The sequence below is a fragment of the Alteromonas aquimaris genome, assembly GCF_026183695.1.
GTDB classification, from domain to species: domain Bacteria; phylum Pseudomonadota; class Gammaproteobacteria; order Enterobacterales; family Alteromonadaceae; genus Alteromonas; species Alteromonas aquimaris.
This window is the reverse complement of the sequence record NZ_JAPFRD010000011.1, coordinates 758,600-784,175: the sequence shown is the minus strand read 5'-3', so window position 1 is coordinate 784,175 and position 25,576 is coordinate 758,600. Positions and strand designations below refer to the sequence as shown.

The window sequence follows — 25,576 nt, the reverse complement described above, 5'->3', positions numbered from 1 at the left end:
ATCAGGTTCGGTTAATTCTCTAGGAGCTCGAAGGGGGCTGAGTTGGATTATAATTTTGGCTGGGGAGGTTCGCGGCACCATTAAATTATATAACCTGCTCTGAGGTGGAAGTGCATTACATTTGTGAAAGTTTCTACATCATCACTTGAGAAAACGCAGTATTTTCATCCTGCGAATAACGATTCAGTTCAATATAAAAGGTGGTCCCGTGGTTTTCATCACTTTCTACCCACGCTCTGCCCTTATGCGCTTTCGCCACCATTTTGACCAGGAATAAACCTAGCCCCCAGCCTACTTTTTGTTTGGTTGATTTATCCTCATCCCGGCAAAGATAATTAAAAATTGATTCCTGTTTTTGTTTTTCAATGAACGACCCTTCGTTGTGAACACTTAGCAAAACGCTGTCTTTGCTCCCCTCCATAACCACCGTAATAGGGGCTCTCACCTTTCCATATTTGATAGCATTAGAAATGAGGTTTTCCACCGCGCGCTGGATAGCAGTGTGGTCGAAGATGCCTTCCGCATTGGGAATTTGCGCCGAAAATGAAATAGGATTTTCATAAATTTCATCAGCGTCTTCGGTGGCAGAGCGTACTTGTTGAATAATATCCGTGCGCTCGAAGCGAAAGGTCATACCACTGCCAGCCTTCACCTGGGCGGTATCAAGCAGATCCTGTATCAGCCCAATGGAGCGGTTCAGGCTTTTTTTCAAGGCCGCATACACAGTTTCAGATGGTAAAATACCCAGCTCCCCCACTTCCAAATAGGACAAGGAAACAGAAATTGGATTACGTAAATCGTGGGCAATAATCCCGGTGAGTTTATCTTGAACCTCTCTAATTGAATCGACAAAATGCTGTCCCGCCTCCATGCTGCTGCATTCAACGAAACGGTCAATGATTTCCAGTGAAGTAAAACAAAGAATATTGTTGTTCAATAACCGATTACGCAGCACCTGTCTGAGGAGCGAGTATTCGTGTATCACCTGACGTAAATTGTAGTGATTTACCGACGCTCTGGAGCGGCCATGTTCATGGCTGTATTTGGCGTTAAAATTGATATAAGCAAATTCCTGCTCATCTGCCAACCCATCATATTCCTGTAATGTATTAATCAAGTTGTCCATAAAATAAGGCAAATAATTACGTACCACCAAATCAGGTGTTTTCGCAGCTGCACGTACCTTTTCGTTAGTAATCTGTTCCCATTCGGAAAAAATTGCTTCTTTATTTGCCTTTAAATAAGCCGCACATTCTTTCGTTTTCATTCCCTGCACTCCCGCTACACTTGCAGGCAGAGATAGCTCTGCATATAAATTCTTATGGCCAGGCTCTCACCATGTTAAACCATCTAATGCGCCGTGATTGTGGCCGATACATAACCCCTGTTGTTGTGGTAAAAGCCCCATGCATCATTTGCAAAACAATATAAATACCCCGAATGTTTCACTTTGATTTTTGCCTCGGCACCAATAATATACATATCCAATGGCTGATGAGTTCCATCCCGCTGTGGATTTCCATTAAATGACACGGCGGCGATGAGTGAAAACCACTCAGCTTCCTCCACCCGTTTTGAGCCCCAGAAGTCCGCCATTTCTTTTTTACTCAGAAATTTCCAGCCTTTCTCCACATAGCCCATCAAATTTCCTGCCAAGTGCGCTATCTCGCCGATTTGAAAGTTACCGTCATCGGCACCTTTGGGCCCAGTACTTACCTCCCCATCGTTCCATTCTCCTTGGGCTTTGAAGGTATATTCTTTGCCTTTTTGCAAATAAACACCCGTCCAATACCAGTGGTGTTTGGCGTAGATATCTACCTCTACTTTATTTTGCACGAATGTGCGAGTGGGGAAATAACGCCCCTGATTAATCGGAGGGAGGTCTCGACGTTCCTGCACGGAGGTATGTAAATCAGTTGAGCTGCCATCTAAGTTAGGGATCGCGCGTGGCGCAGTTTGCAAGACTTTCATAATGCCGGTGTAGGAATCATGCAATCTGTCTTGTGCGTTCGGTCTTATCTGGGTCACCATTTTTTCATGAAACCGGATTCCATCAGGTACTTGGGATGCCTCATCAATCATCCATTTCAGCGCGCCATCTGACAACCCTGTTTCTTTGTATCCCCCTCCCACATCTGAATGCACCCCTGGAAACCAGATTTGTTTCATATCTACCCCAGCAGGGGGACGTTTCCACAAGGTGGGCGAAAAGCTTCCGCGTTTTTCATTCATTGCCACCCCATGCCGTGCATAGTTAACATACGCTCCTAGGCGCGTGTCATGAAATTGATAACGTGCCGGGTTATCAAATAAGTCCAGAATAACCTTATCATCGGGGATGCCAAGTGCTCCCACAGTATCCCATACACCAATGAAGTAAACTGAAGCTGAATCTTTATGAAAACGTACATCAGCGAGTTTGATACCTTCGCGATATCCTTGCATGTAAATTTTCTTCACCAACTGTTGGCGACTCTCATCGGCGTGCCTGGAAAAATCCACCAGGCCAAATTTACCGATCATGCCAGCCAGGCTTCGAGCGGTAAACGCGCCCCGACTGAAACCAAATAGAAATACTTTATCGCCACTTTGGTACTTATCCGCCAGCCATTGATAGGTATCGCATATATCCTGACTGAGCCCTACCCCCATTAATCCCCCCACCACCCGATCGATGGGACCACCTGTGCCCACACCCGACTGATAGCGGCTTAACTGAGCCGGCTGATCGCTATTCAGATCGATGGCCTCGAACAGTTTTCGCACGTTAGTGGGGGCGGGGACGCCCTCATCTACATTGGCGGGATCATTCCAAGTGCCATCGCAACAAACAATTAAATTTCGCATAGCTACATCCTTATAGTTGGGGGGGGCTCCCCGTTGCTTTTAATGATTAAATATCGCCCACTATGTAGGTGTTCGCAACTTTTTTGCGGGGTAAATCTAATCCTTGTTACAATATAAAAATCCACTTTGTATAATTTGGTTTGCAATGAGTTTTCCTGTCCCAGCGAATTCTGTACACACCCAGTTTGAAGTCAAAAAAAGTCGATTTATCACCCTCGCCGGCTTTGCGTCGTCTCGCCAAGAGGCGATGGACCTCCTTGAACAGGCTAAAATTACGTATCCTGATGCACGTCACCATTGCTGGGCCTATATTATCGGCCATCCGGCTTCCCCTGAATTGGCAGCGATGGCTGACGATGGTGAACCCAGTGGTACTGCTGGTAGGCCTATTTTGAATGTACTGCAACATAAACAGGTGGGGCACATAATGATGGTTGTCGTACGCTACTTCGGGGGAATCAAGTTAGGCGCAGGCGGCTTGGTACGAGCTTACTCCGCCGCGGCTCAAGCCGGAATGAACGAACTGAGCTTGAAACACGACGTTCCTGTCTGGAATGTTGTGGTGGTGGTCGACTTTGCTCAAGAGCAGTATATTCGTCATTGGCTTGAGCAGCACGCCGGGGTAGTTAATAATGTTGCTTACTCCAATGAGGTAACCTTAACTGTGACGATTCCAACTGCCGCGCGAGATGCGTTAGCTGCAATTCTGGGTCCCATTGGAGGTACAATTCTTCAATCTCAATCTGGTCAGATGACGTAATAAGGTCTTACCAGTCACTATCAGGAAAACGCGAGCTATGCATACACTCGGCTTTGTCAGCCTTTTTTTCTGCGTCCTTTTCATCGCTTCTGGCTGCCAAAAGCAGGTACAAAAACCTGAACTGATTAGAACGGTCGTTACCGCGCCCGTGGAAAAATTTGATGGTACGTATCACCACGTCCTGTCAGGAGTGACGCAACCCGCTGAAACCAGCCAGTTGAGCTTCGAAATTCCAGGAGTAGTCGACAGCGTAAAAGTGAACCTGGGCGATCGTTTTCAAAAAGGTGATGTACTTGCCACCATCGAACCCAAAGTCTTCCAGTTGGCAGTTAAACAGCGTAAAGGCCAGCTATCTGAAGTGCAAGCTCGTTTAAGTGAAGCGGAAACGGATCTTAAGCGTAAGGCACAATTACTCTCGTCAGGCTCGGTATCCGAAGCAACTTTAGACGTAGCAAAAACTCAGGTTAATTCGTTAAAAGACCAGGTTGAAATTGCGAAAGCCCAGCTGGAATTGGCTGAGGAAGATTTAGCCGACACACAATTAATTGCCCCGTACCCCGGTCAGATAGCTGAACAACATATCGAGCCCTCGCAGCGTATAACCCCTTCTCAGCCTATATTTACCATCCAGGGGACGGCGGGTATCGAAGTCTCCGTGCTGGTACCCGAAAACTTAGTTAACCATCTACATACCGGTGATGCCACGAAGGTGAAAGTGTTTGCGGTTACCGACACTGAAATCCCAGGCACCATATTCGAAATTGGCAGTCAGGCACAAAGTGCGAATGCATTTCCTGTCACAGTAAGACTCAACACGCAGATTGAATCATTACAGCCTGGCATGAGTGCAGAAGTCACCTTTTCCTATGGTGAGCAGTCTCAACCCGCCAATACGTTTATCATTCCGCTTACCGCTTTAGGAGCAGGTGATAAACATACCCATTTTGTATGGACCCTTCACACCACAGACGAACACCAGATAGTCAGGCAAAAACAGGTCAGGTTACTTGAATTGAATACTAATACGGCGTTGGTGCAAGGGGAGCTCCAAGCCGGACTGGAAGTTGTTCGCGCCGGCGTAGAGTTCTTAAAAGAAGGCCAGAGGGTAAACGTTGACACTGGCAAACCGCGATTATTTAACGAATAAGGAGCTAAGCGATGAAGTCTTTATCTGAGCTTAGTCTGGTTCACAATCGTTTAATGTTGGCCGTGATCGTTACGATGATGTTGTATGGTCTGTTCAGTTACTTTAACTTACCGGCCCAGGAAGACCCCAGCATTACCATTCGCGAAGCGGTGGTTAAAACGCAATACCCTGGCTTACCGGCTGATAAAGTAGAGTTGTTGATAACAAAAACCCTTGAAGAAGCGGCGCGTAAGTTACCCGAGGTAAAAGAAATTCGTTCTGTATCAATGACCGGCCAGTCAATTTTACATGTGCAGATTCAGGACCGTTTTTTTGAGTTAGAGCAGATCTGGGACGACCTGCGCGATGAATTAGAGCAGGTCAGAAACCAGCTTCCAGAAGGTACTTCAACGCCGTTAGTAAACGATAACTTTGGTGATGTGGCCGTACTAACGGTGGCACTGGTAGCAGATAAAAGTTACCCCCTTGGCGAACGCTTTGATATGGCTCAGCATATTCGCGACACCATGTTTAAAGTGGATGGAGTTAAACGGATTGATTTACTTGGCGTCATCCCTGAGCAAATCACCATTGAATTTAACAACGGTAAGCTGGCCCAGATGGGGCTCTCGCCGGCTCAGTTAGTCGAGAATCTACAACAACAAAATGTGATTCAGCCGGGGGGGACCGTAGAGGCTAACGGCACCAATTATACTATTCAACCTTCTGGGTATTTCGAGTCGGTACAAGCTGTGGCCGAGGCGCTGGTTGCCGTCCCGGGACAAGAAGAGACAGTTCCACTAAAAGATATAGCGTCAATCAGCCGACGCTTAGTGGATCCCCCCAGTCAAACCGCCTTCTACAAAGGGGAGCGCGCGATCATCTTTGCCATTGCCAAAAATGATACTACCGATGTGCTCGAATTTACCCCCGCCATGGAACAGCTTATGGCTGAACTGAACGATACATTACCAGCAGGAATTGCGCTAGAAACCATTACTCGTCAAGCCGATGTCGTGGAATTGGCAGTGAACGGGGTGAGCATAAATGTACTGGAAACCCTGGCCATTGTGTGCGCCATAGTAATACTTTTTCTTGGGGTGCGTGCAGGTTTGATTGTGGGCGCTATCGTTCCTGGCGTGATTTTACTAACCATTGCCGTGATGGCATTAACCGGCATGGTCTTAGAGCGGATGTCACTGGCAACCTTAATTATTTCTCTGGGTATTCTGGTAGACAACGGTATTGTCGTAGCTGAAGATTTCAAACGACGATTGGAACTGGGCGAAACCCGCGATCAAGCCATGCATGACTGTAGTCGACAACTGGCATTCCCCTTATTAACCTCTTCGCTGACAACGATTTTGGTATTTCTGCCATTGATGCTGGCAGAGAGTCCCTCTGGGGAGTATACCCGCTCAGTATCCCTGATTATTCTAATCTCACTGATCATTTCGTGGATATTGTCGCAAACCATTACCCCTTATCTGTGTTATCACTTTATTCTTGACACCGTTAAAAAAGCGCCGCAACGTGAGTCATTTAATTTAAGCCGTCTGTTTAACCGCTTAAACCCTTTTTATGAGACCCTGTTACGTAAGGTGCTCCATAGTCGCGGGTTGTTTATGTTGGGAATGCTCGTCCTGTTCGGGTTGGGGGTATTTGCGATGATGCAAGTTCCGACAAAGTTTTTCCCCGACTCTGACCGCTCCCAGATTCTGATTTATTTAGACATGCCCGCAGGAAGTTCGATTAAAGACACCGAAGCAACGATGCAAGAGATTTTTGCGCGCCTGGATAATAAGGAACAGTTTCCCTTTGTGAAAAAACATGTGGGCTATGGCGGGTTTGGCGGGCCGCGCTTTGTGCTCTCGCTCACCCCGATTGATCCGGAACCATCGAAAGGCTTTATCATGATCGATGTGGAAAAAAGGGAACATACCACGCCCACCATTGATGCATTACGCAAAATGTTTGCCGATGATTTCCCAGCGGTCTTCGCCCGGGTTTCAAAAATGTTTTTAGGCCCTTCCGACTCCAGTAAAATAGATATCCAAGTTAAAGGACCAGACAAAGATTTGTTGTTCGCAACGGCGCAAAAAATTGAGCAACTGTTGGCCAGTCAGCCTGGGGCATACGATATCAGAAATGATTGGGAAAACCGTGTCACCCAAATCAAATTGGATATCAACCAACAAAAAGCCAGACGCGCCGGGGTGAGTTCAAGCGATATCGCACAAACCTTGAACACCTATTTTTCCGGCCGGATCATCACCCAGTTTTATGAAGGCGATGACATTTTGCCGATTGTGGTGCAAGCGGCAGAAGATGAACGCTATAATTTGGCGCGCATTAAGAGCGTGAATATTTACTCACAATCCAGACAAGTCAGCGTCCCCCTTACTCAGGTAGCCGAGATTCGGTTCGAAACAGGGTTCGCACGTATTGCCCGCGAGAACTTGTTTCGCACCATCACGGTGGAGGGGAAAAGTCACGTGCATAATGCAGAGGAGCTAAAACCCATCCTGGCAAAAGAAATCAACGAGCTGCGGGCCAGCTTACCCTATGGTTATGAAATTGAATATGACGGCGTCATCGAGGAATCCCAAAATTCCCAGCAATCCCTCAATAAGTATTTGCCCCTATGCTTGGGACTGATTGTGTTATTGCTCATCGCGCAATTTCGTTCGTATCGAAAAACATTAATTATTGTTTTCACGATCCCGCTTATTGTCATCGGGGCAGCCCTTGGATTATTGATTATGCGGGCCGATTTGGGCTTTATGGTCATTTTAGGGTTGTATGCGCTAGCTGGAATAATCGTTAACAACGGCATTGTTCTAATCGAACGAATTGATACGGAAAGAGAAGAGCTTCGTTCCGGCAACCACCCCCCCCCCGCTGAATCAGAAGCGATTGTTTCAGCCAGTGTCAGGCGTTTAAGACCGATACTTATGTCGGCTTTCACCACAATCTTAGGTCTTGTGCCGCTAATGCTTAGCGGCGATGTGCTGTTTTACGGGATGGCAGCGGCTATTGCTTTTGGATTAGCGATTGGAACGCTGTTGACATTAGGCGTGGTGCCGGTGATGTATTCGTTGCTATTTAAGCTCACGCCGAAAGATGCGGGCAGGTGTCGTTATTCATAAAAAATGAAAGTTCACTGTGTAATAGGTAGTCCTGCCGAGTATGATTTATGCGAGTCGTGGTTTAATAAGGTAGGGTTTGCCCTAGCTAGGCAGCCCTTCCATAGCTTAAAAAACACTCAAACTGTAAAAAATATATACCCTAAGGTCTTATCTGGCTTTGAGTTGAGCTAGGAAAAAAGTGAGACTTTATCTACAGTTAAGGTTTGCGTTTTATATGCAAAAAGCGGATAGTTCATTTTTCAATCGGCAGAATGGAATTGAAAACTTCGAAACCTTCGAAAGGTTAGTGTATGATGCGCGCCGTTTCGATGGATCGAGCGAGAGAATTTCGATTCAGACAGGATAAGCTAAATCCAAGTGTAAAAGACTACACTATCCTTCTGTCAGATAAATTTTAACTAACAAAGTGAATGACATTATGCCTGGAAATTCATTTTTAGGGGTGTTTGCAAAGTCTCCCCTTAAGCCACTCGAAGACCACATCAACGTGGTGCACGATTGTAGCCAGCAATTGTTACCGTTTTTTGAAGCCGTTTTTAAACAAGATTGGCAGGAAGCGGAAAGGTTACAAAAGTCGATATCCCAACTAGAAAAAAAAGCGGATGTAATCAAACGCGAGTTACGCATTAGTTTACCTAGTGGCATTTTCATGCCTATTCAGCGTCAGGATTTGCTCGACCTGCTGACCCAGCAGGACAAGATCGCAAACAAAGCCAAAGATATTTCTGGGCGTGTTTTAGGGCGTGAACTGCCTATTCCTTCGCAACTTCAAGATGACTTCATGACCTATTTGGTGCGTTGCCTCGACGCCACCGAACAGGCCAGAAAGGTTATCAATGAGCTTGATGATTTGTTAGAGACGGGCTTCAAAGGTCGTGAAGTCCGCCTGGTGGAAAATATGATTGAACACCTTGATCGTATCGAAGATGAAACCGATGGTATGCAGGTCGCAATTCGACGCAAGCTGCGGGCAATCGAGTCCGAACTTAACCCGGTTGATGTCGTATTCTTGTACAACATTATCGAATGGGTTGGCGGATTAGCCGACACTTCAGAGCGCGTTGGTTCGCGTCTAGAACTAATGTTAGCGAATTAAAGAGTAATATTTGATGGATATTTTAACGAATTACGGCACGCTACTCATTCTAATCGCTGCCGGCGTGGGCTTCTTAATGGCCTGGGGTATAGGTGCAAACGATGTTGCCAATGCAATGGGAACCTCGGTGGGCTCAAAAGCCCTCACCATTAAACAAGCTATTTTAATCGCCATGGTGTTTGAATTCGCCGGTGCCTATCTAGCGGGTGGTGAAGTGACCTCTACCATTCGAAAAGGCATTATTGATTCCGGTTATTTTGTCGATACACCAGAACTGCTTGTGTTTGGCATGATTTCCGCCCTCCTGGCTGCGGGTATCTGGCTGGCTTTTGCTTCATACTTAGGTTGGCCCGTGTCCACCACACACTCAATCGTAGGCGCGATCGTAGGCTTTGCGGCAGTAGGCGTGAGTATGGACGCAGTCTCATGGGGTAAGGTTGGCGGCATCGTCGGCAGCTGGATTATTACCCCGGCTATATCCGGCTTCATTGCCTACCTGATTTTCCAAAGCGCGCAGAAGCTCATTTTCGATACCGACAGACCTTTTGAAAATGCCAAAAAATATGTGCCCTTTTATATGGCGCTAGCGGGCTTCGTGATGGCGTTGGTAACCATCAAGAAAGGTTTAAAACACGTTGGTTTAGATCTTCCTGCTGATCAGGGATATATGATTGCTATCGCTATTGCCATTCTAATAGGCATAGTGGGTTATTTTGCGATTAGACGAATCAAATTTGAAGTGACCGCAGATAAAGGCACACAGTTTGCCAATGTAGAAAAGGTATTTGCAATATTGATGGTTGTCACCGCTTGCTGTATGGCATTTGCCCACGGCTCGAATGACGTGGCTAACGCCATTGGCCCGCTAGCGGCAGTGGTCAGCATAGTATCCAGTGGGGGTGAAATTGCGGCTAAGGCTTCGCTGGTCTGGTGGATCCTGCCATTAGGTGGCCTGGGTATTGTCGCGGGTCTGGCACTATTTGGTCATCGAGTCATTCGAACCATTGGTAAAGGCATAACTCATTTGACCCCAAGTCGTGGTTTTGCTGCTGAACTCGCTGCGGCCTGTACAGTGGTCATTGCTTCGGGCACCGGCTTGCCCATTTCAACAACGCAGACGTTGGTGGGAGCCGTTTTAGGTGTAGGTATGGCGCGCGGTATTGCTGCATTAAACTTAGGCGTGGTACGCAATATCGTTGTGTCGTGGGTGATCACCTTGCCTGCTGGTGCGTGTCTTTCAATTATCTTTTTCTATCTTATCAAAGCGGCCTTCGGCGCTTAATTCTGCACTATCCGTTCAGGCTGGACCGTTTCCAGCCTGAACTTCTTTTCTCACTAATCTGTACTACACTTCACTGTCATATTTGTCATAAAAGTGTCACATTGGGCATTTATACTCCACGCATCACTTAAAGCTACCGCTAAGGATTTTGTGAGGACGTTATGAAAAAATTGATTTCTACTATTACTATGCTTGCCGCTACATCGGCCATTGGTATGCAGGCTCACGCTCAAAGCCGTGATTACATCAACATTGTAGGCTCATCTACGGTGTACCCTTTTTCCACCGTGGTTGCAGAGCGTTTTGGTAAATCCACACAGTTTAAAACACCGAAGGTAGAAGCTACCGGTTCGGGTGGCGGCATTAAGCTTTTCTGTCAGGGTATCGGAGTACAGTTCCCTGATATCACCAATGCATCTCGTGCAATTAAGTCCAGCGAAGTCGACATGTGTAAAGAGAACGGTGTGAAGGGCATAGTTGAAGTCTTGATTGGCTACGACGGCATCGTCATTGGTAATTCGGCCAACGCAAAGCAGTTGGATTTAAGCCGAAAAGATTTATTTCTGGCGCTGGCTAAAGAGGTTCCGGACCCTAAAGGCGGCGAAACATTAATTGAAAATCCATATAAGATGTGGAGCGAGGTAAACCCTTCGCTTCCAAAGCGTAAAATCGAAGTGTTGGGACCCCCTCCTACGTCGGGAACGCGCGATGCATTTGTAGAACTGGTAATGGAAGAAGGCTGTAAGGAAATCGATTGGATCGCAAATATTGAGAAACAATCCAAAGCTGAAAGCGATGCTACAAAGTCCAAACAACTTAAAAACAAGTTTAAAGGTATTTGCCATACTGTTCGCGAAGACGGCGCCTTTGTTGAAGCGGGCGAGAACGATAATCTTATCGTCCAAAAATTAAATGCAAACCCCAACGCATTAGGCATTTTTGGCTTTAGTTTCCTGGATCAAAATATCGATCAGATTCAAGGCTCAGCCATTGATGGGCAGGCCCCTACTTTCGAGTCGATTGCGGATGGAGCATATCCTGTTTCCCGGCCTCTTTATTTTTATGTAAAGAAAGCCCACGTGGGTATGATCCCTGGTATTCGCGAATATTTGGCCGAATTTACCAGCAAAAAGACAGCAGGTGAAGAAGGTTATCTTACCGATAAAGGAATGATCCCCCTTAGCGAGGATAAACTCGACGCAGTAAGAGAAAAGGTTGAATCACTAACCACCCTTTAACAGAATTTTGCAATACGCCCTACCAAATTCAGGTGATTTGGTATTGGTAAAAGCCAGTCTTCACAGACTGGCTTTTGAGCGCTATAAACAATGAGACGCTTTCACTAAGACAGCGGCTGTTTCAGAAATACGCTAGATATATTAGAGGTACTATGGATTTTTCGCAGATATTTATGGTGATGGCTGCGACAATTGCCATGACTTTTTTTCTGGGTCGATACCGTGCTTTAAAGCTTGGCCAGGCCACGGGCGGAAGAAAGTCACTTAACTCACTGCCCACCTATTATGGCTCACTAATGGCGATGTGGTGTGGTATCCCATGCTTTATTCTACTTGCCCTGTGGATGATGTTTGACGATGTCATCATAAGCCAGGCGATAATGCAGGAATTACCTCAAGCGGTGCTGGAGCTTCCAACGAATGAGCGTGGCCTGATCTTTAATATGATCAGTAACACCGCTGAAAATGGGGCCCGAGCTGGGGCGGAACCATACATGGTGGCCGCGGCTGAACGACTGCAAAGCTTACGTGAGACCAGTCAGCTAACGCTTATTGCCTGTCTGGCGTCCTTGTTTTTAGTTATTATGCTGGTCGTCTGGGCCAAAATGTCAGCTAAGACACGCGCCCGCAGCCAGGTAGAAAAAGGCTTTAAATGGCTATTACTGATATGTGCTTCTATTGCTATTTTCACTACGGCAGGAATTGTCTTTTCAGTACTCTTTGAGTCTATCCGTTTCTTTCAATCAGTTCCTTTAACAGAGTTTTTATTCGGCTTGGAATGGAGCCCGCAAATGGCTATTCGTTCCGATCAGGTTGGCGGCAGCGGAGCCTTTGGTGCAGTGCCCTTATTCGCGGGAACATTATTAATCTCTGCTATCGCCATGGTAATTGCGGTCCCTGCCGGCTTGATGGCGGCGATTTACTTATCTGAATATGCGCGCCCCGCTGTTCGCAGTGCGGTAAAACCCCTACTGGAAGTCCTCGCCGGTATTCCGACCGTGGTTTACGGCTTCTTTGCAGCATTAACAGTGGCCCCCTTTATTCGTGATACCGGTGGCCTGATAGGTTTGAGTGTATCATCGGAAAGTGCGCTGGCAGCAGGCTTGGTAATGGGGATTATGATTATCCCTTTTGTTTCCTCGCTATCGGACGACGTAATCAACGCGGTGCCGCAGTCGTTGCGAGATGGCGCCTACGGTCTTGGGGCCACCCGTTCAGAAACCATCAAACAAGTGGTTATTCCAGCGGCATTGCCTGGTATCGTAGGGGGCATTTTGTTAGCGGTGTCGCGCGCTATCGGTGAGACCATGATTGTAGTGATGGCGGCCGGCCTTGCAGCGAATCTTACCGCTAATCCTCTTGAATCGGTGACTACCGTGACGGTTCAAATTGTCACCCTGCTGGTCGGAGACCAGGAATTCAATAGTCCGAAAACTCTCTCCGCATTTGCCTTGGGCTTAATGCTATTCACTATCACCCTGGTGCTTAATTACGTTGCACTGTTAGTAGTGAAAAAATATCGCGAACAGTACGAATAAGTGAAATGGGAAGAAATACAGTGACCAATTCGAATGGAACTCTGTCTACAGCAGAGAAAGTGAATAAAAGTTTGCAAAAACGTTACCGTGCGGAGAAGCGCTTCAGAGCGTATGGGATCAGTGCCATTGCCTTTGGTCTTTTATGTCTGGTGGTGTTATTTACCGATATTATTTCCAAAGGGCATAGTGCGTTTTTTCAAACATACGTAAAGTTAGATATTACCTTTGATCCCACAGAAATGGGAGTGGATGACCCCACAGATGCCAATCAATTGGCGACGGCGGATTATGACAGTTTGATCAGGAATGCGCTGAAAGAGCAATTTCCTGAAGCCTCTGGTCGTCGTGACCGCAGAGCATTATATGCGGTGGTGAGTAACGGCGCGGCGTTTACCTTGCGTGAACAGCTGAAAGAAAATCCTCAATTACTTAATCAGACTGTCCCTATGTGGATGCTCGCTGATGACGACATCGATACCTATGTCAAACATCGTGACGATGCCCAAGGCGATACCTTTGCTGGGCGGATTAGCGAGAAACAAATGGGATGGGTCGATACCCTCATTGACAACAACCAGGTTGAAAGCCGTTTTAATACTACATTTTTCACCTCTGGGGATTCCCGGGAACCGGAGCAAGCCGGTATATTGGGTGCATTGGTGGGCTCACTTCTGACACTGGTAGTCACCATCCTGCTGTCGTTTCCTATAGGGGTCGCAGCCGCTGTTTACCTGGAGGAATACGCACCGCAGAACAAGTTCACCGATTTTATCGAAGTTAATATCAATAATTTAGCTGCGGTGCCGTCAATAATCTTTGGACTGTTAGGCTTAGCGATATTTATTGGCTTTTTCGAAATGCAACGTTCATTGCCCCTGGTTGGAGGGTTAGTATTAACGCTGATGACCTTACCGACAATTATCATTTCAAGTCGCGCCGCCATAAAAGCGGTACCACCCTCGGTACGTGATGCGGCACTGGGGTTAGGTGCATCGAAGATGCAAATGGTACTTCATCATGTTCTCCCGCTAGCTATGCCCGGCATGCTCACGGGAGCGATAATAGGCTTTGCGCAGGCATTAGGTGAAACCGCACCATTGCTAATGATAGGTATGGTCGCCTTTGTGGTAGATATCCCGGGTGCCATTACCGACCCAGCAACGGCATTGCCGGTACAAATATTTCTTTGGTCAGATAGTCCTGAACGCGCGTTCGTTGAACGAACTTCAGCGGCCATTATGGTGCTTTTGGCCTTCTTAATTTCCATGAATACCCTCGCCATTTGGCTTCGTCGACGTTTAGAACGTCGTTGGTAAGCTAATAGGAGTAATAATATGCAAGTAGTCAATACCCCCATTCAAGAGAATGAAAAGTTAAACGCCAAAAGTGATAAAGTGGCACGGGAAAAACCCAAAACTGACCCGATAAATGGCTCTCATGCAAACGTAGGAGAGACGGTGGGTAAACCTTTTGCGAAGCACCCTAAAATGACCATGCGTAATGTAGATGTTTTTTATGGTGACAAGCAGGCAATTTATGATGTTAGTCTGGACATTGGAAAGCACGAAGTTGTTGCTATGATTGGCCCGTCTGGTTGTGGAAAATCAACGTTTTTGCGTTGTCTGAACCGGATGAATGACACTATCGATATCTGCAAAGTGAAGGGCGAGATTAAGCTTGAAGAACTGGATGTTTATCATCCCAAGCAAGACGTGGTGCCACTTCGTGCGCGGGTAGGAATGGTATTCCAAAAACCCAATCCATTTCCGAAGTCGATTTATGACAATGTCGCTTATGGTCCGCGTATTCACGGCTTGTTTGAACGTAAAACTGATTTAGATGAAATCGTTGAGAACAGTTTGCGCCGCGCCAGTCTATGGGAAGAAGTTAAAGATCGCCTGCACTCTCCCGGTACAGGGCTGTCGGGTGGTCAGCAGCAGCGGTTATGCATAGCAAGAACGATTGCAGTCAGTCCGGAGGTGATCCTGATGGACGAACCGTGTTCGGCACTGGACCCTATCGCGACAGCAAAAATTGAAGAGTTAATTGCTGAATTAAGCAAAAAGTTCACTATCGCTATTGTTACCCACTCCATGCAACAGGCCGCGCGGGTATCTCATCGTACTGCCTATTTTCATATGGGTAAATTAGTAGAAGTGAACGATACTAAAAGAGTATTCACCAACCCTCAGCATAAGCTTACTGAAGCTTATATTACAGGTCGGTTCGGTTAATTGCGTAGGTAAGCAATGGAGAAAAAGAGTATGGAAAAACATATTTCGCACAAATTTGATGAAGATCTTGAGCAGATCAAAAACATGGTGCTTAAGATGGGTGGTGTGGTCGAACAGCAAATTGCCGATGCAGTGAAAGCCGTCGAAACCGCAGACAGTGATTTGGCTGAAAAAGTCATCCGAGTGGAAGATGAAGTCGATTTAAAAGAAGTCGAATTAGACGAAGCCTGCACTAGCGTATTGGCTTGTCGTCAACCTGCAGCGTCAGATTTGCGTATGGTCTTGGCGATTACCAAGATGACCCGAGATCTCGAACGCATGGGCGATGAGGCTCAAAAAGTGGCCAAAATGGCGATTGCATTGCAAGAGTCAGGTTCGAAAGGTTACGAAGAGGCCCGTCACATAGGCGCACTGGTACAAAAAATGGTGAATACTGTATTGGATGCCTTTGCCCGTTTTGACGTGGAACAGGCGCTGGAAGTTGCCCGCACTGATAAAGAAGTCGACCGCGAATATAAATCAGCAATGCGCGAAATTGTCACCTACATGATGGAAGATCCGCGCGCTATCACTCGATCCATGAACATTTTATGGACCTTACGAGCGATAGAGCGAATTGGCGATCACGCGCGTAACATCGCTGAACATGTTATTTTCCTGGTGAAAGGATTGGACGTGCGACATACCAGTCTGCAAGAGATTGAACGTAGGATCAGCAATATTTGACCCAATAACCCCCCCAAAAAAGGAGCCCTGAGCTCCTTTTTTTCCCTTTGCCAGCATACAGTCTGAGGCTTAATACTGCCGCGAAATTTATTGCCTCCCCCTGTAGCACGCTTGAATTTTTCATAACAAAGACAGAGATGGAAACGGTTCGGGCCCCTAAAAAATATCTTATGCCTGCCAACGTAATCGCCATGCCCTCTTTTATTAAACCTTCGCAGGATATTCGCAGAAACGCACTGCTTAAATTATAGTCAAAAGTGACATAAAACGGGTCGCTTATTAAGTAGCTTAGGAGTTAAACATATGTAGTTGATATTTTACTTTATTAGGGAGATTAATTATGGCCAAGCCCAAAAAATCCACTGCAACGAAAAACGTTCCCAATCACTATTGTTCTTTACCGGAAGTGCAAGGTAGAGACTTAAGTCACATTGCCGACCGATACCGCCTTAGGCTCATCGCAAAATTAGACCGGATGTGGGTGAATGGCACCCAGTTAACCTACTATTTTTTCAAGCAGCCTGCTCAGTGGCGAGGAGGAAGTGAACAGGAACAGGCGGTCAGAGATGCTTTTGCCATTTGGAAAAATATTGGCATTGGTTTAATTTTTAGAGAGGTTGATTCACCAGAAGAAGCTACCATTCGTATCGGATTTGATCATGCTGAAGGTTCATGGTCGTATGTTGGACGAGACTGTATAGATTACGCCAGTAGCCCTTCCGAAAGAACCACCAATTTTGGCTGGGATTTGACCACCGAATATGGAAAAGATACCGCTTTGCATGAACTTGGGCACGTATTAGGTTTTCCCCACGAGCATCAAAACCCACGCGCGGGAATCGTCTGGGATGAAGAAAAAGTATATGAGAGCCTAGGCGGCTATCCCAATTATTGGTCTCGGGAACAGACTCACTGGAATATTATCCGAAAAATCCCAGCGAGTACGGTAGACGGCTCCGAGTGGGATAAAGATTCCATCATGCACTACCAATTTGAAGCAGGACTTATTTTAAACCCACCTGAATATCAAAATGCGCCCCTTATTCCATCTCCAGGGTTGTCCCAAACTGATATTCAAACTATCCAGACCTTGTATCCCCCGTTAGCTCCCTCCATTCCCACTTTATTCGAGTATGAATCACAGCGAATTACTATCGGGCCGGGTGAGCAGGTAGATTTTGTCATTAAACCGACATTATCAAGAAAGTATACCATCCAAACCTTTGGCCGCATGGATACGGTAATGGTCCTGTTTGAGTTAAGAGACGGTTTCGAAGAATATATAGACGGTGATGATGATAGTGGGTTTGACTTTAATTCAAAAATTAAAGCGCACCTGCACAGAGGAAGGGAATATATTGTTCGCACCCGGTTATATTTTTCCAGTTCACAGGGTAGCGGGTCTATTATGCTCTACTGATCGCGTAAATATGGAAATCGCCTCCTCGAAGCGAGGAGGCTTTAGCCTTTCTAATCAGTTACTTACTTATCTTCACGCCATTTCATTTAGAGGCCGAACTGCTTAACAAAAATGGCATTAAAGCGTGTACAGCGAGACTCGAGCACGTATTACTTATCGCCATTAATGCCATTCGTTTGCAGATGCACGAATGCCACTACCCAGTTCGTGTGAGTAAAATGGTCGGGCTACAATGGTATGATTTTAAAATCATACATAGGGAGAAGGTTTATTACAGCTCCTTGAATAGCTTACTAAGGGGAAGCGGCATAACTGTCGCGCTGGTTCCGCTGACACTGGTTATTGTATCGCAAACCGCCCCCACGCAGGGGGATTAAGGTTGCAGTTTCATTCCCTAAGTGGACATCCCCACATACAGAATAATTTTCAACCAGGTCCTGCGCTTCGTTGCTTTCTATCATTTTCCCTCACTCATAATCACCGCTAAACATCTTCACAAGCAGTCGTAACGGCACAGTTGGGTGCATAAACCGTCTTTATTTTGTATCTATTTTAACCAGTTAGAACACTCTTCTCTTGCCAAAGACTAAACAGGTAGACTAAGGTAGATATCACTTTCGAGTAATTTTCTAACTGAAAGAGGCATCGAGCTGGAGAAGAATAAAGGATGAAGCACTATATTAGTTTAGCCAGCTTATTAATGATTGTGTGGTTGTTGCTTTCAGGACACTATAATCCACTCATGATTGGGTTTGGCGTTATCTCAGTAGCGTTAACCCTGTGGCTCTCTTTCCGAATGAATATTATTGATGCGGAAAGTCATCCCATCCACCTTTCCGGTAATCTTGTTAAGTATTGGTTCGCCTTAGCGTACAAAATCTTTCAAGCCAATGTCGATGTGGTTTTGCGGATAGTGGGAGTACGTCCAATTGAACCTCAGCTGATCCGCATTCCCTTCCCTGAGCAAGATGATTTAAGCAAAGTCATTTACGCTAATTCGGTAACGCTTACCCCGGGCTCAGCTAGCATTGAAATTTATCCTGACTCAGTTTTGGTTCACACCTTGAGCAAAGAAGGCGCTCAAGCACTTATTGAAGGTGACATAGCCAATATATTTCCAGTCACGAGTGGCGTAAAAAAAGAGGAAACGCAATGACTATTTTTTTGTACGTTATTGGCTTTTCCATACTGGTTACCATGGCGCTGGCCCTAGCCAGAGCGCTTGCTGGCCCAACCGTATTTGATCGAATTTTAGCGGTAAATATGTTTGGAACCAAAGCCGTGTTATTAGTGGCAGTAGTTGCATTTATATCGGGTCGCACTGATGTACTTGATATCGCGCTGCTTTATTCGTTACTTAATTTTGTAGGGGTGGCGGCGGCACTCAGGTTGGTCGAGCGAGGTAGTTTTTATGCTACCGAACGAGTACATGTGAAAACTAAACCAGGAGAAAAACTGTGATATTGGACTGGTTAAGCGCGGCCCTCATCGCAGCTGGAGCACTGCTAAGCGTTATTGGCGGAATTGGACTTCACCGGATGCCCGATTTCTACTGCCGCTTACACGCGGTGGGCATTACCGATACCTTATGCAGCTTTCTTATCTTAGGCGGGTTGTCGTTTCAGGCGGGCCTGTCCCTTGCCAGCGTAAAATTATTTTTAATCTTTGTATTCCTATTGTTTACAAGTCCAACCGCCTCCTACTCCCTCTCTCATAGTGCATGGAAATGGGGACTTAACCCTAAAGGAGTGGAAGACCACGCGCCATCCGCAAAAATAAAGGTGAGGGAATAATACGATGGCACTGACAATTGATATTTTCCTCTTACTGTTTTTAATCGCCACTGCCATAGGCATACTAAGGACTCGACACCTCTTTGCCATGGCAATGATGTTCGGTTTATACAGTTTGTTGGTGGCCAGCTTGTTCCTGCTGATGGATGCCCCTGATGTTGCCTTTACAGAAGCCGCAGTCGGTACTGGCATAGCGACCGTTCTGATGCTCGCAACTCTGGCTGCAACCAGGAGGAGTAGTGAAAAGCCCCGTCAGCGATTCTCCCCCAGCGCCCTTATTATAACGTTATCCACCACCGCATTATTGTTTTACGGAACCTTAGATCTTCCCAATTTCGGTGATCCTCAAGCGCCTCTGCATACCGAGATGGCAGGAAGATTTATTGAACAAGGTCAACAGGACACGGGCGTACCGAACCTGGTAACGGCGGTATTAGCCAGCTATCGAGGTTTTGATACGCTTGGTGAGGTAACCGTTGTGTTTACTGCTGGGGTGGGGGTGTTATTGCTATTGAAGCGCCGAAGAAAACCTGTGGTAAGAGGAAAATCCCATGCGCGATAACTTGATATTGCGGGTTATTGCAAAAGCATTAATCCCAGTAATCCTTCTATATGCCTTTTACGTGCAGTTTCACGGCGACTTTAGTCCAGGTGGAGGCTTTCAGGCAGGGGTTATCTTCAGTACTGCTATTTTGCTGTATGCATTGGTCTTTGGGATGGACAAAGCCGCTGATGTACTTTCTGATCGGGTGTTAATTGCACTGGCAAGTGGCGGTGTTCTTCTCTATGCCGGTGTAGGCGTAGCGTCGCTGCTACTTGGTGGGAATTATCTGGATTACAATGTCTTGGCTGACGACCCTGTAGCCGGTCAGCATATCGGAATCATTCTTATCGAGCTCGGTGTAGGGATGACGGTGGCGTCAACCATGTTATTGATTTTCTTTACTTTTGCACGCAGGATGGTTATCCGATGATGACGTTTGTCGCCGGCCATATTAGTTACTGGCTTATCATCTGTTTAATGATGGTAGGGCTATACACGTTAATGAGCTGTAGTAATTTATTAAAAAAAATTGCCGGTCTGAGTGTTTTTCAAACCGGCGCAATATTATTTTATGTCAGTTTAGGGAAGGTTGAGGGCGGGACCATCCCTATCGTTGCCGAAGGGTATTCCATTTATTCCAACCCCCTGCCCCAGGTTCTTATGCTCACGGCCATTGTAGTCGGTGTGGCAACTACCGCGTTAGGGTTTGCGTTGATTGTCAGAATAAGAGAAGCGTATAGCTCAATTGAAGAGGACGAAATAACCACTATGGATCATAAGGATGACTGAGCATATAAGCGTTTTACTCATCATTATTCCTCTCCTTGCAGCACCATTGATGGTAATCATCAATAGCCCTAAATTCAGCTGGCTGGTGAGTTTAGGAGTCACCCTCGTCTGTACCTATTTAGCTTACATCTTGATGACGGATATACAGCGTGGCAGCGAGGTACACTACGCGATGGGGGGGTGGGCACCCCCCTGGGGCATAGCCTACTTGATTGATCCACTCAATGGACTGGTTACCTTTATAGTTAGTCTTATTGCACTGTCCACGATTATTTTCGCCCGCAAAAGTGTGGAACGGGAAATTGATTCGCATGTGATCCCCCTCTTCTATGCCGCTTTTTTACTCTGTTTCTTAGGTTTAGTGGGTATCTGTTTAACCGGCGACATATTCAATATGTTTGTTTTTTTAGAGATATCCTCACTTTCCTCCTATGCCTTGATTGGAATGGGTAAAAATCGCCGAGCACTGACTGCCTCTTTTCACTATCTAATTTTAGGCACACTGGGCGCAACCTTCTTTTTATTAGGCATTGGCATGCTGCTAGCCGCTACGGGCACACTGAACATGCAAGATTTGTCAATGCTACTGCCTGCGGTGGAAAACCGTCCACTGTTACATACTGCCTTCGCATTGATCGTGGTAGGGCTGGCACTGAAAGCAGCTGTCTTTCCTCTACACTTGTGGTTACCTAACGCTTATACCTATGCACCCAGCACAGTCAGCATTTTTCTTTCAGCGACTTCTACTAAGGTAGCGTTATATGCACTGATTCGCTGCCTTTACGATGTCTTTTCATTTAACTATATGCTCGATAGCTGGCTGCCCCAGGCACTGCTATTGGTCGGAACGGTTGCCGTTATCTATGGTTCGTGGCTGGCAATTGGACAAAGTGAAGTTAAGAAAATGCTGGCCTATTCCAGCGTAGCGCAAATTGGATATATCGTTATCGGTATCGGTTTGTTAAGTGATGCGGGCTTGCGAGCCAGTCTGGTGCACATTTTCAATCATGCGCTGATGAAAGGAATGCTGTTCATGGTAGCCGGTATCTTAGTGTATCGCCTCAACAGCACGAGATATCAATCGATAAGCGGGATGGGTAAACGTATGCCTATTACGTTTGGAGCGCTTATTATTGGAGCATTAAGTCTGATCGGTGTACCGGGGACCGTGGGCTTTATCAGTAAATGGAATTTAGCTCAGGCCGCGCTTGCTCAGCAACAATGGATAGTGGTAGTTGCTTTACTTGTTGGCTCTCTGATGGCGGTGATTTACTGCTGGAAATTGATAGAGATACTTTATTTTCAACCTGCCACTAAATCACGAATAAGTAAGGTTGAGCAAGGCGGTGACAGTGTAGCGAGAATGCCTGTCGGTATGATTGTAGCTTTGTGGAGTATGGCACTGCTGTGCATCTATTTTGGTTTTAACACCGAGTTGACGCTGCAAGGTGCACAACTTGCCGTAGATGCCTTGTTTGCCACACGGGAAGTGCTGCCATGACAGACCAAATGTTAATGCTACTCACCTTCCTTATCCCCTTTTTCGGGGCAATCATTATCTCTCGACTGGATAATCATCCCAATGTAAGGGAATTGGTCACCATCGCCACCGCGACCAGCCTATTCGTGGTTGTGCTTAACCTTTATTTAAATTTTGAGGGATCAAGCATTATACCCTGGACACTGGCGGAGCCTGCTGAAGGGTTAGCGGTGACATTTGTGATAAACAAGCTTGGCTTAATGTTCGCGTTAATTGCCAGTAGTTTATGGCTGGTTACCTCAATCTACGCCATTGGCTATATGCGTAGTCATGAGGAACAGAACCAGACCCGTTTTTATGTCATGTTTGCCATTGCTATAGCGGCGGTAATGGCAATAGCCTTTTCAGATAATTTATTTACCCTGTTTATATTTTATGAAGTGCTGACCTTATCTACTTATCCGCTAGTGACACACAAGGGAGATGAAAAATCCAAACGCAGTGGGCGCGTCTATCTCGGTATTTTAATGGGCACCTCTATAGGTTTGTTCCTATTTGGAATACTTATTGTCTGGCAACTTAGCGGTAGCCTCACCTTTACCGAAGGTGGCGTTCTGCAGGGGCATATTTCTTCTGGATGGATAGCTGGGTTGTATTTATTGTTCCTGTTTGGCATAGGTAAAGCTGCCGTCATGCCCATACACCGCTGGTTACCCGCAGCTATGGTAGCACCCACGCCCGTTAGCGCCCTCTTACATGCGGTGGCGGTCGTAAAAGCAGGGGTATTTGCCCTTCTAAAGGTGACGTTATTTATTTTCGGCCCAGAACTTTTGCAAGGCTCGTTCTGGTACCAATGGTTGATTTTTCTGCCCTTGCTTACCATTTTACTGGCTTCATTGGTGGCGCTAACCAGAGATAACTTAAAAGAACGACTAGCATATTCCACCATCAGTCAGCTTAGTTATATCGTTTTAGGGATTATGATGGTCAATTCTATCGGCATGTTTGGGGGCGCGTTACATATTGCCATGCATGCATTTGCAAAAATCAGTTTGTTTTTTGCTGCCGGCGCCATCTTAATTACTGCACATAAAACCCAGATAAGTCAGCTTGCTGGATTGGGCAGACAAATGCCCTTCACGTTCGGCGTCTTCACGATAGGAACATTAAGTATAATTGGGTTGCCGCCGTTAGCTGGTTTTTGGAGTAAATGGTACTTGATAATGGGCGGTATTGAATTTACCGGTGCAGAGTTTATTCGCTGGTCTATCGTGAGCACGTTACTGATAAGCTCACTGCTAAACATTTATTATTTGGGTATTATCCCATTGAAGGGTTATTTCGGTACCTCGCAAGATACTCAGCCCAGTGTTGGTATTAAAGAAGCCCCTTTACCTTGTTTGGTGGGTTTAGCCATACCTGCGGCGCTTTGTATATATCTTTTTTTCCATCCAGAACCATTTTATAGCCTCGCCCAGATCGGTTCGCAGGGCGGCTTGGAACCAGGATCCAGTGGAGCGCAAAACGAATGAAAAAAGTCACTCCCCCGGACACCGAAGATCGAGTCTACTTTTTCGATAAGCCAGAAAACGTTCGCTTGATCCTGCGTGTTTTTTACTTTTTGTGTGTGGTCTTGTTTATCTTGGATTTTTTTGTACATCGACATATTTATGTCTATTTTGAATCGGTTCCCACTTTCTATGCGCTGTATGGGTTTGTAGCGTGTGTGGTTTTAGTATTGATTGCCAAATTGATGAGAAAAGTGTTGATGCGTAACGAAGATTATTTTGCAGAAACGTCCCACTCCCCTTCACCAAATCCAGATAATAAGGAGAGTGAACATTGATGTGGCTGGCTGAGTTGCCCCCTTTCATCCCGTTTTACGCGGCAGCGTTGCTATTACCTTTACTGCCTGTAAAGGCGCGTTGGCTGGTCCTGTTTGTGCCAGTTATCAGCGGGTTGAATCTTTATCTCAACAATGAAAGTTTTCACGCTATTCAAGTTACGTTCATGGAGTTCGAACTTGAACTGATGCGCATTGACCGCTTAAGCCTCATGTTTGGCTATCTTTTTCATATTGCGGCCTTCCTGGCTTTACTGTTTTGTCTACATGTGAAAGATCTGCTGCAACAAGTATCCGGTCTGGTGTATGCAGGCAGCGCATTAGGCGCGTGCTTTGCGGGAGATTTGATTACCCTCTTTTTATTCTGGGAAATGCTGGCTCTTACTTCGGTATGGTTAATTTGGGCAAGACGCACCCCGCAAGCATCTTCCGCCGGTTTACGTTACCTTATTTATCAAGTCCTTTCTGGTGTACTTTTACTTGCAGGTACAGCGCTTCATTACCAGCAAACCCAGAGTCTTGCGTTTGATTATGTTGGTCTCGATGGGTTGGCCTCGTGGCTACTGTTCCTGGCTTTCGGGATCAAGTGCGCTTTTCCGTTTTTACACACCTGGCTCACCGACGCTTACCCGGAAGCGACCCCAACCGGTACGGTCTTTTTATCCGCTTTCACAACTAAAATGGCGGTGTTCGCGTTAGCCCGTTGTTTTCCGGGTACCGAATTGTTGGTTTACATTGGGGCAGCAATGACCTGTTTCCCAATTTTTTATGCCGTAATCGAAAACGATTTACGTCGGGTGCTGGCATATAGCTTAATTAACCAGCTTGGGTTTATGGTCTGCGGCATTGGCATTGGTACCGCTCTGGCGTTAAACGGCGCGGTGGCTCATGCATTTAACGATGTAATTTTCAAAGGGTTGTTATTCATGACGATGGGCGCGGTGCTCCACCGTGTGGGCCATGTGAATGGCTCTGACTTGGGCGGACTATATAAGACCATGCCGAAAACGACCTGGTTCTGTATCGTGGGTGCAGCGTCAATTTCCGCATTCCCTCTATTTAGCGGGTTCGTTTCGAAAAGCATGGTGATGGCTGCCATGATTGAAGCGGGCCATGAATACCTTTGGTTAATGTTGCTTTTTGCTTCCGCTGGGGTATTTCATCATGCCGGGATAAAAATACCGTTTTTTGCATTTTTCGCCCACGATTCGGGGTTACGCCCCAAAGAAGCGCCGGTAAATATGTTGGCAGCAATGTTTATTGCATCTGTGTTGTGTATTGTTATAGGCAGCTATCCAGCCATCTTGTACTCATTGCTACCTTGGGAGCATGACTATCAACCTTATGATATCACCCATACTCTGACACAATTGCAGCTGCTGTTCTTCTCGGCTCTTGCATTTGTATGGTTGAACAAACAGGGCCTGTACCCACCTGAGCTACGCTCGGTGAACTTGGACGTGGATTGGCTTTACCGTAAGGCAATGCCGGCACTCAGTGCGAGAATTGCGGTGAAGCTTAGCCGTCTTAACGCACAGTCAGCTGAATTATTCTCAAGTTGGTATGCCAAGCTGCCTGATAACCGATCGTCAAGCAGCTACTCCATTACCCAGTTAACTAAACGTATGACTGCAGTTTTGGTACTGCTATTATTTTTGGGCTTCCTAGCACGGGTTCTCTAACCATATGAAGGGGCAGAAAAAGGGGTCGG

The 25,576-nt window shown here is 46.3% G+C and carries 24 protein-coding genes; 21 read left to right on the top strand and 3 right to left on the bottom strand.

From position 1 onward, the window contains the following. Positions 1 to 133: 133 nt before the first annotated feature. A complete protein-coding gene (locus OPS25_RS13615; RefSeq protein WP_265618326.1) occupies positions 134 to 1,267 on the bottom strand; it encodes a sensor histidine kinase in 1,134 nt (377 codons plus the stop codon). An 83-nt stretch (positions 1,268 to 1,350) separates the two neighbouring features. Further along, the gene (locus tag OPS25_RS13610; protein ID WP_265618325.1) at positions 1,351 to 2,847 is read right to left on the bottom strand and encodes a DUF2235 domain-containing protein; all 1,497 of its coding nucleotides are present in this window, start codon (positions 2,845 to 2,847) and stop codon (positions 1,351 to 1,353) included. Between the two features lie 145 nt (positions 2,848 to 2,992). On the opposite strand from OPS25_RS13610, the gene OPS25_RS13605 reads away from it, so the two are divergent. From OPS25_RS13605 to OPS25_RS13555, 11 genes are all read left to right on the top strand, one after another. After that, positions 2,993 to 3,607, top strand: a complete 615-nt coding sequence (locus tag OPS25_RS13605) for a YigZ family protein (protein ID WP_265618324.1) — start codon at positions 2,993 to 2,995, stop codon at positions 3,605 to 3,607. A 37-nt stretch (positions 3,608 to 3,644) separates the two neighbouring features. Continuing rightward, positions 3,645 to 4,754 carry an efflux RND transporter periplasmic adaptor subunit gene (locus OPS25_RS13600; RefSeq protein WP_265618323.1) on the top strand — a complete coding sequence of 370 codons (1,110 nt, stop codon included), beginning with the start codon at positions 3,645 to 3,647 and terminating at the stop codon, positions 4,752 to 4,754. Between the two features lie 11 nt (positions 4,755 to 4,765). Further along, positions 4,766 to 7,882 carry an efflux RND transporter permease subunit gene (locus OPS25_RS13595; RefSeq protein ID WP_265618322.1) on the top strand — a complete coding sequence of 1,039 codons (3,117 nt, stop codon included), beginning with the start codon at positions 4,766 to 4,768 and terminating at the stop codon, positions 7,880 to 7,882. Between the two features lie 418 nt (positions 7,883 to 8,300). After that, on the top strand, positions 8,301 to 8,978 hold the full coding sequence (locus OPS25_RS13590; protein ID WP_265618320.1) for a TIGR00153 family protein: 678 nt from the start codon (positions 8,301 to 8,303) through the stop codon (positions 8,976 to 8,978). 13 nt (positions 8,979 to 8,991) lie between these two features. After that, positions 8,992 to 10,260 carry an inorganic phosphate transporter gene (locus OPS25_RS13585; RefSeq protein WP_265618318.1) on the top strand — a complete coding sequence of 423 codons (1,269 nt, stop codon included), beginning with the start codon at positions 8,992 to 8,994 and terminating at the stop codon, positions 10,258 to 10,260. Positions 10,261 to 10,421: 161 nt separating this feature from the next. Then, entirely contained in the window at positions 10,422 to 11,498 is a 1,077-nt protein-coding gene (locus tag OPS25_RS13580) for a PstS family phosphate ABC transporter substrate-binding protein (protein WP_407080238.1), read from the top strand. Positions 11,499 to 11,650: 152 nt separating this feature from the next. Then, on the top strand, positions 11,651 to 13,036 hold the full coding sequence (gene pstC, locus OPS25_RS13575) for a phosphate ABC transporter permease subunit PstC (RefSeq protein ID WP_265618317.1): 1,386 nt from the start codon (positions 11,651 to 11,653) through the stop codon (positions 13,034 to 13,036). 5 nt (positions 13,037 to 13,041) lie between these two features. After that, on the top strand, positions 13,042 to 14,352 hold the full coding sequence (gene pstA / locus OPS25_RS13570) for a phosphate ABC transporter permease PstA (RefSeq protein WP_265618316.1): 1,311 nt from the start codon (positions 13,042 to 13,044) through the stop codon (positions 14,350 to 14,352). Between the two features lie 171 nt (positions 14,353 to 14,523). After that, positions 14,524 to 15,270 carry a phosphate ABC transporter ATP-binding protein PstB gene (gene pstB / locus OPS25_RS13565; protein ID WP_265618437.1) on the top strand — a complete coding sequence of 249 codons (747 nt, stop codon included), beginning with the start codon at positions 14,524 to 14,526 and terminating at the stop codon, positions 15,268 to 15,270. 30 nt (positions 15,271 to 15,300) lie between these two features. Continuing rightward, positions 15,301 to 15,996 (top strand): phosphate signaling complex protein PhoU, encoded by a 696-nt coding sequence (gene phoU / locus OPS25_RS13560; RefSeq protein WP_265618315.1) that lies wholly within the window; start codon positions 15,301 to 15,303, stop codon positions 15,994 to 15,996. A 340-nt stretch (positions 15,997 to 16,336) separates the two neighbouring features. Next, positions 16,337 to 17,416: a matrixin family metalloprotease gene (locus tag OPS25_RS13555; RefSeq protein WP_265618314.1), complete on the top strand. Its 1,080-nt coding sequence runs from the start codon at positions 16,337 to 16,339 to the stop codon at positions 17,414 to 17,416. 293 nt (positions 17,417 to 17,709) lie between these two features. Here OPS25_RS13555 and OPS25_RS13550 read toward each other — a convergent pair whose 3' ends face one another. Then, the gene (locus tag OPS25_RS13550) at positions 17,710 to 17,877 is read right to left on the bottom strand and encodes a hypothetical protein (RefSeq protein WP_265618313.1); all 168 of its coding nucleotides are present in this window, start codon (positions 17,875 to 17,877) and stop codon (positions 17,710 to 17,712) included. Between the two features lie 206 nt (positions 17,878 to 18,083). Between OPS25_RS13550 and OPS25_RS13545 the strand changes: the two genes are divergently transcribed. From OPS25_RS13545 to OPS25_RS13500, 10 genes are read left to right on the top strand one after another with little or no spacing between them, the layout of a single operon-like run. Then, positions 18,084 to 18,572, top strand: a complete 489-nt coding sequence (locus OPS25_RS13545) for a Na+/H+ antiporter subunit E (RefSeq protein ID WP_265618312.1) — start codon at positions 18,084 to 18,086, stop codon at positions 18,570 to 18,572. Next, a complete protein-coding gene (locus tag OPS25_RS13540) occupies positions 18,569 to 18,877 on the top strand; it encodes an MrpF/PhaF family protein (RefSeq protein WP_265618311.1) in 309 nt (102 codons plus the stop codon). The genes OPS25_RS13545 and OPS25_RS13540 overlap by 4 nt, the downstream gene beginning before the upstream one ends. Then, positions 18,874 to 19,209, top strand: a complete 336-nt coding sequence (gene mnhG, locus OPS25_RS13535) for a monovalent cation/H(+) antiporter subunit G (protein ID WP_265618310.1) — start codon at positions 18,874 to 18,876, stop codon at positions 19,207 to 19,209. Before OPS25_RS13540 ends, mnhG begins: the two co-directional genes overlap by 4 nt. A 4-nt stretch (positions 19,210 to 19,213) precedes the next feature. Continuing rightward, the gene (locus OPS25_RS13530) at positions 19,214 to 19,771 is read left to right on the top strand and encodes a DUF4040 domain-containing protein (RefSeq protein WP_265618309.1); all 558 of its coding nucleotides are present in this window, start codon (positions 19,214 to 19,216) and stop codon (positions 19,769 to 19,771) included. After that, the gene (locus OPS25_RS13525) at positions 19,761 to 20,183 is read left to right on the top strand and encodes a Na(+)/H(+) antiporter subunit B (protein ID WP_265618308.1); all 423 of its coding nucleotides are present in this window, start codon (positions 19,761 to 19,763) and stop codon (positions 20,181 to 20,183) included. Before OPS25_RS13530 ends, OPS25_RS13525 begins: the two co-directional genes overlap by 11 nt. Continuing rightward, positions 20,180 to 20,542 (top strand): cation:proton antiporter subunit C, encoded by a 363-nt coding sequence (locus OPS25_RS13520; protein WP_265618307.1) that lies wholly within the window; start codon positions 20,180 to 20,182, stop codon positions 20,540 to 20,542. The genes OPS25_RS13525 and OPS25_RS13520 overlap by 4 nt, the downstream gene beginning before the upstream one ends. Further along, a complete protein-coding gene (locus OPS25_RS13515; protein ID WP_265618306.1) occupies positions 20,535 to 22,043 on the top strand; it encodes a monovalent cation/H+ antiporter subunit D family protein in 1,509 nt (502 codons plus the stop codon). The genes OPS25_RS13520 and OPS25_RS13515 overlap by 8 nt, the downstream gene beginning before the upstream one ends. Continuing rightward, complete coding sequence (locus OPS25_RS13510) at positions 22,040 to 23,554, top strand: proton-conducting transporter transmembrane domain-containing protein (protein ID WP_265618305.1); 1,515 nt, start codon at positions 22,040 to 22,042, stop codon at positions 23,552 to 23,554. The genes OPS25_RS13515 and OPS25_RS13510 overlap by 4 nt, the downstream gene beginning before the upstream one ends. Then, positions 23,551 to 23,868, top strand: coding sequence for a hypothetical protein (locus OPS25_RS13505; RefSeq protein ID WP_265618304.1), 318 nt, complete (start codon positions 23,551 to 23,553; stop codon positions 23,866 to 23,868). Before OPS25_RS13510 ends, OPS25_RS13505 begins: the two co-directional genes overlap by 4 nt. Continuing rightward, positions 23,868 to 25,547: a Na(+)/H(+) antiporter subunit D gene (locus OPS25_RS13500; RefSeq protein ID WP_265618436.1), complete on the top strand. Its 1,680-nt coding sequence runs from the start codon at positions 23,868 to 23,870 to the stop codon at positions 25,545 to 25,547. Before OPS25_RS13505 ends, OPS25_RS13500 begins: the two co-directional genes overlap by 1 nt. The last annotated feature ends 29 nt before the right edge of the window (positions 25,548 to 25,576 follow it).

Bases quoted from the DNA above. Each gene is read 5' to 3' on its own strand.
- OPS25_RS13615 (WP_265618326.1), bottom strand. From the start codon at position 1,267: ATGAAAACGAAAGAATGTGCGGCTTATTTAAAGGCAAATAAAGAAGCA.
- OPS25_RS13610 (WP_265618325.1), bottom strand. From the start codon at position 2,847: ATGCGAAATTTAATTGTTTGTTGCGATGGCACTTGGAATGATCCCGCC.
- OPS25_RS13605 (WP_265618324.1), top strand. From the start codon at position 2,993: ATGAGTTTTCCTGTCCCAGCGAATTCTGTACACACCCAGTTTGAAGTC.
- OPS25_RS13600 (WP_265618323.1), top strand. From the start codon at position 3,645: ATGCATACACTCGGCTTTGTCAGCCTTTTTTTCTGCGTCCTTTTCATC.
- OPS25_RS13595 (WP_265618322.1), top strand. From the start codon at position 4,766: ATGAAGTCTTTATCTGAGCTTAGTCTGGTTCACAATCGTTTAATGTTG.
- OPS25_RS13590 (WP_265618320.1), top strand. From the start codon at position 8,301: ATGCCTGGAAATTCATTTTTAGGGGTGTTTGCAAAGTCTCCCCTTAAG.
- OPS25_RS13585 (WP_265618318.1), top strand. From the start codon at position 8,992: ATGGATATTTTAACGAATTACGGCACGCTACTCATTCTAATCGCTGCC.
- OPS25_RS13580 (WP_407080238.1), top strand. From the start codon at position 10,422: ATGAAAAAATTGATTTCTACTATTACTATGCTTGCCGCTACATCGGCC.
- pstC (WP_265618317.1), top strand. From the start codon at position 11,651: ATGGATTTTTCGCAGATATTTATGGTGATGGCTGCGACAATTGCCATG.
- pstA (WP_265618316.1), top strand. From the start codon at position 13,042: ATGGGAAGAAATACAGTGACCAATTCGAATGGAACTCTGTCTACAGCA.
- pstB (WP_265618437.1), top strand. From the start codon at position 14,524: ATGACCATGCGTAATGTAGATGTTTTTTATGGTGACAAGCAGGCAATT.
- phoU (WP_265618315.1), top strand. From the start codon at position 15,301: ATGGAAAAACATATTTCGCACAAATTTGATGAAGATCTTGAGCAGATC.
- OPS25_RS13555 (WP_265618314.1), top strand. From the start codon at position 16,337: ATGGCCAAGCCCAAAAAATCCACTGCAACGAAAAACGTTCCCAATCAC.
- OPS25_RS13550 (WP_265618313.1), bottom strand. From the start codon at position 17,877: ATGATAGAAAGCAACGAAGCGCAGGACCTGGTTGAAAATTATTCTGTA.
- OPS25_RS13545 (WP_265618312.1), top strand. From the start codon at position 18,084: ATGAAGCACTATATTAGTTTAGCCAGCTTATTAATGATTGTGTGGTTG.
- OPS25_RS13540 (WP_265618311.1), top strand. From the start codon at position 18,569: ATGACTATTTTTTTGTACGTTATTGGCTTTTCCATACTGGTTACCATG.
- OPS25_RS13530 (WP_265618309.1), top strand. From the start codon at position 19,214: ATGGCACTGACAATTGATATTTTCCTCTTACTGTTTTTAATCGCCACT.
- OPS25_RS13525 (WP_265618308.1), top strand. From the start codon at position 19,761: ATGCGCGATAACTTGATATTGCGGGTTATTGCAAAAGCATTAATCCCA.
- OPS25_RS13520 (WP_265618307.1), top strand. From the start codon at position 20,180: ATGATGACGTTTGTCGCCGGCCATATTAGTTACTGGCTTATCATCTGT.
- OPS25_RS13515 (WP_265618306.1), top strand. From the start codon at position 20,535: ATGACTGAGCATATAAGCGTTTTACTCATCATTATTCCTCTCCTTGCA.
- OPS25_RS13510 (WP_265618305.1), top strand. From the start codon at position 22,040: ATGACAGACCAAATGTTAATGCTACTCACCTTCCTTATCCCCTTTTTC.
- OPS25_RS13505 (WP_265618304.1), top strand. From the start codon at position 23,551: ATGAAAAAAGTCACTCCCCCGGACACCGAAGATCGAGTCTACTTTTTC.
- OPS25_RS13500 (WP_265618436.1), top strand. From the start codon at position 23,868: ATGTGGCTGGCTGAGTTGCCCCCTTTCATCCCGTTTTACGCGGCAGCG.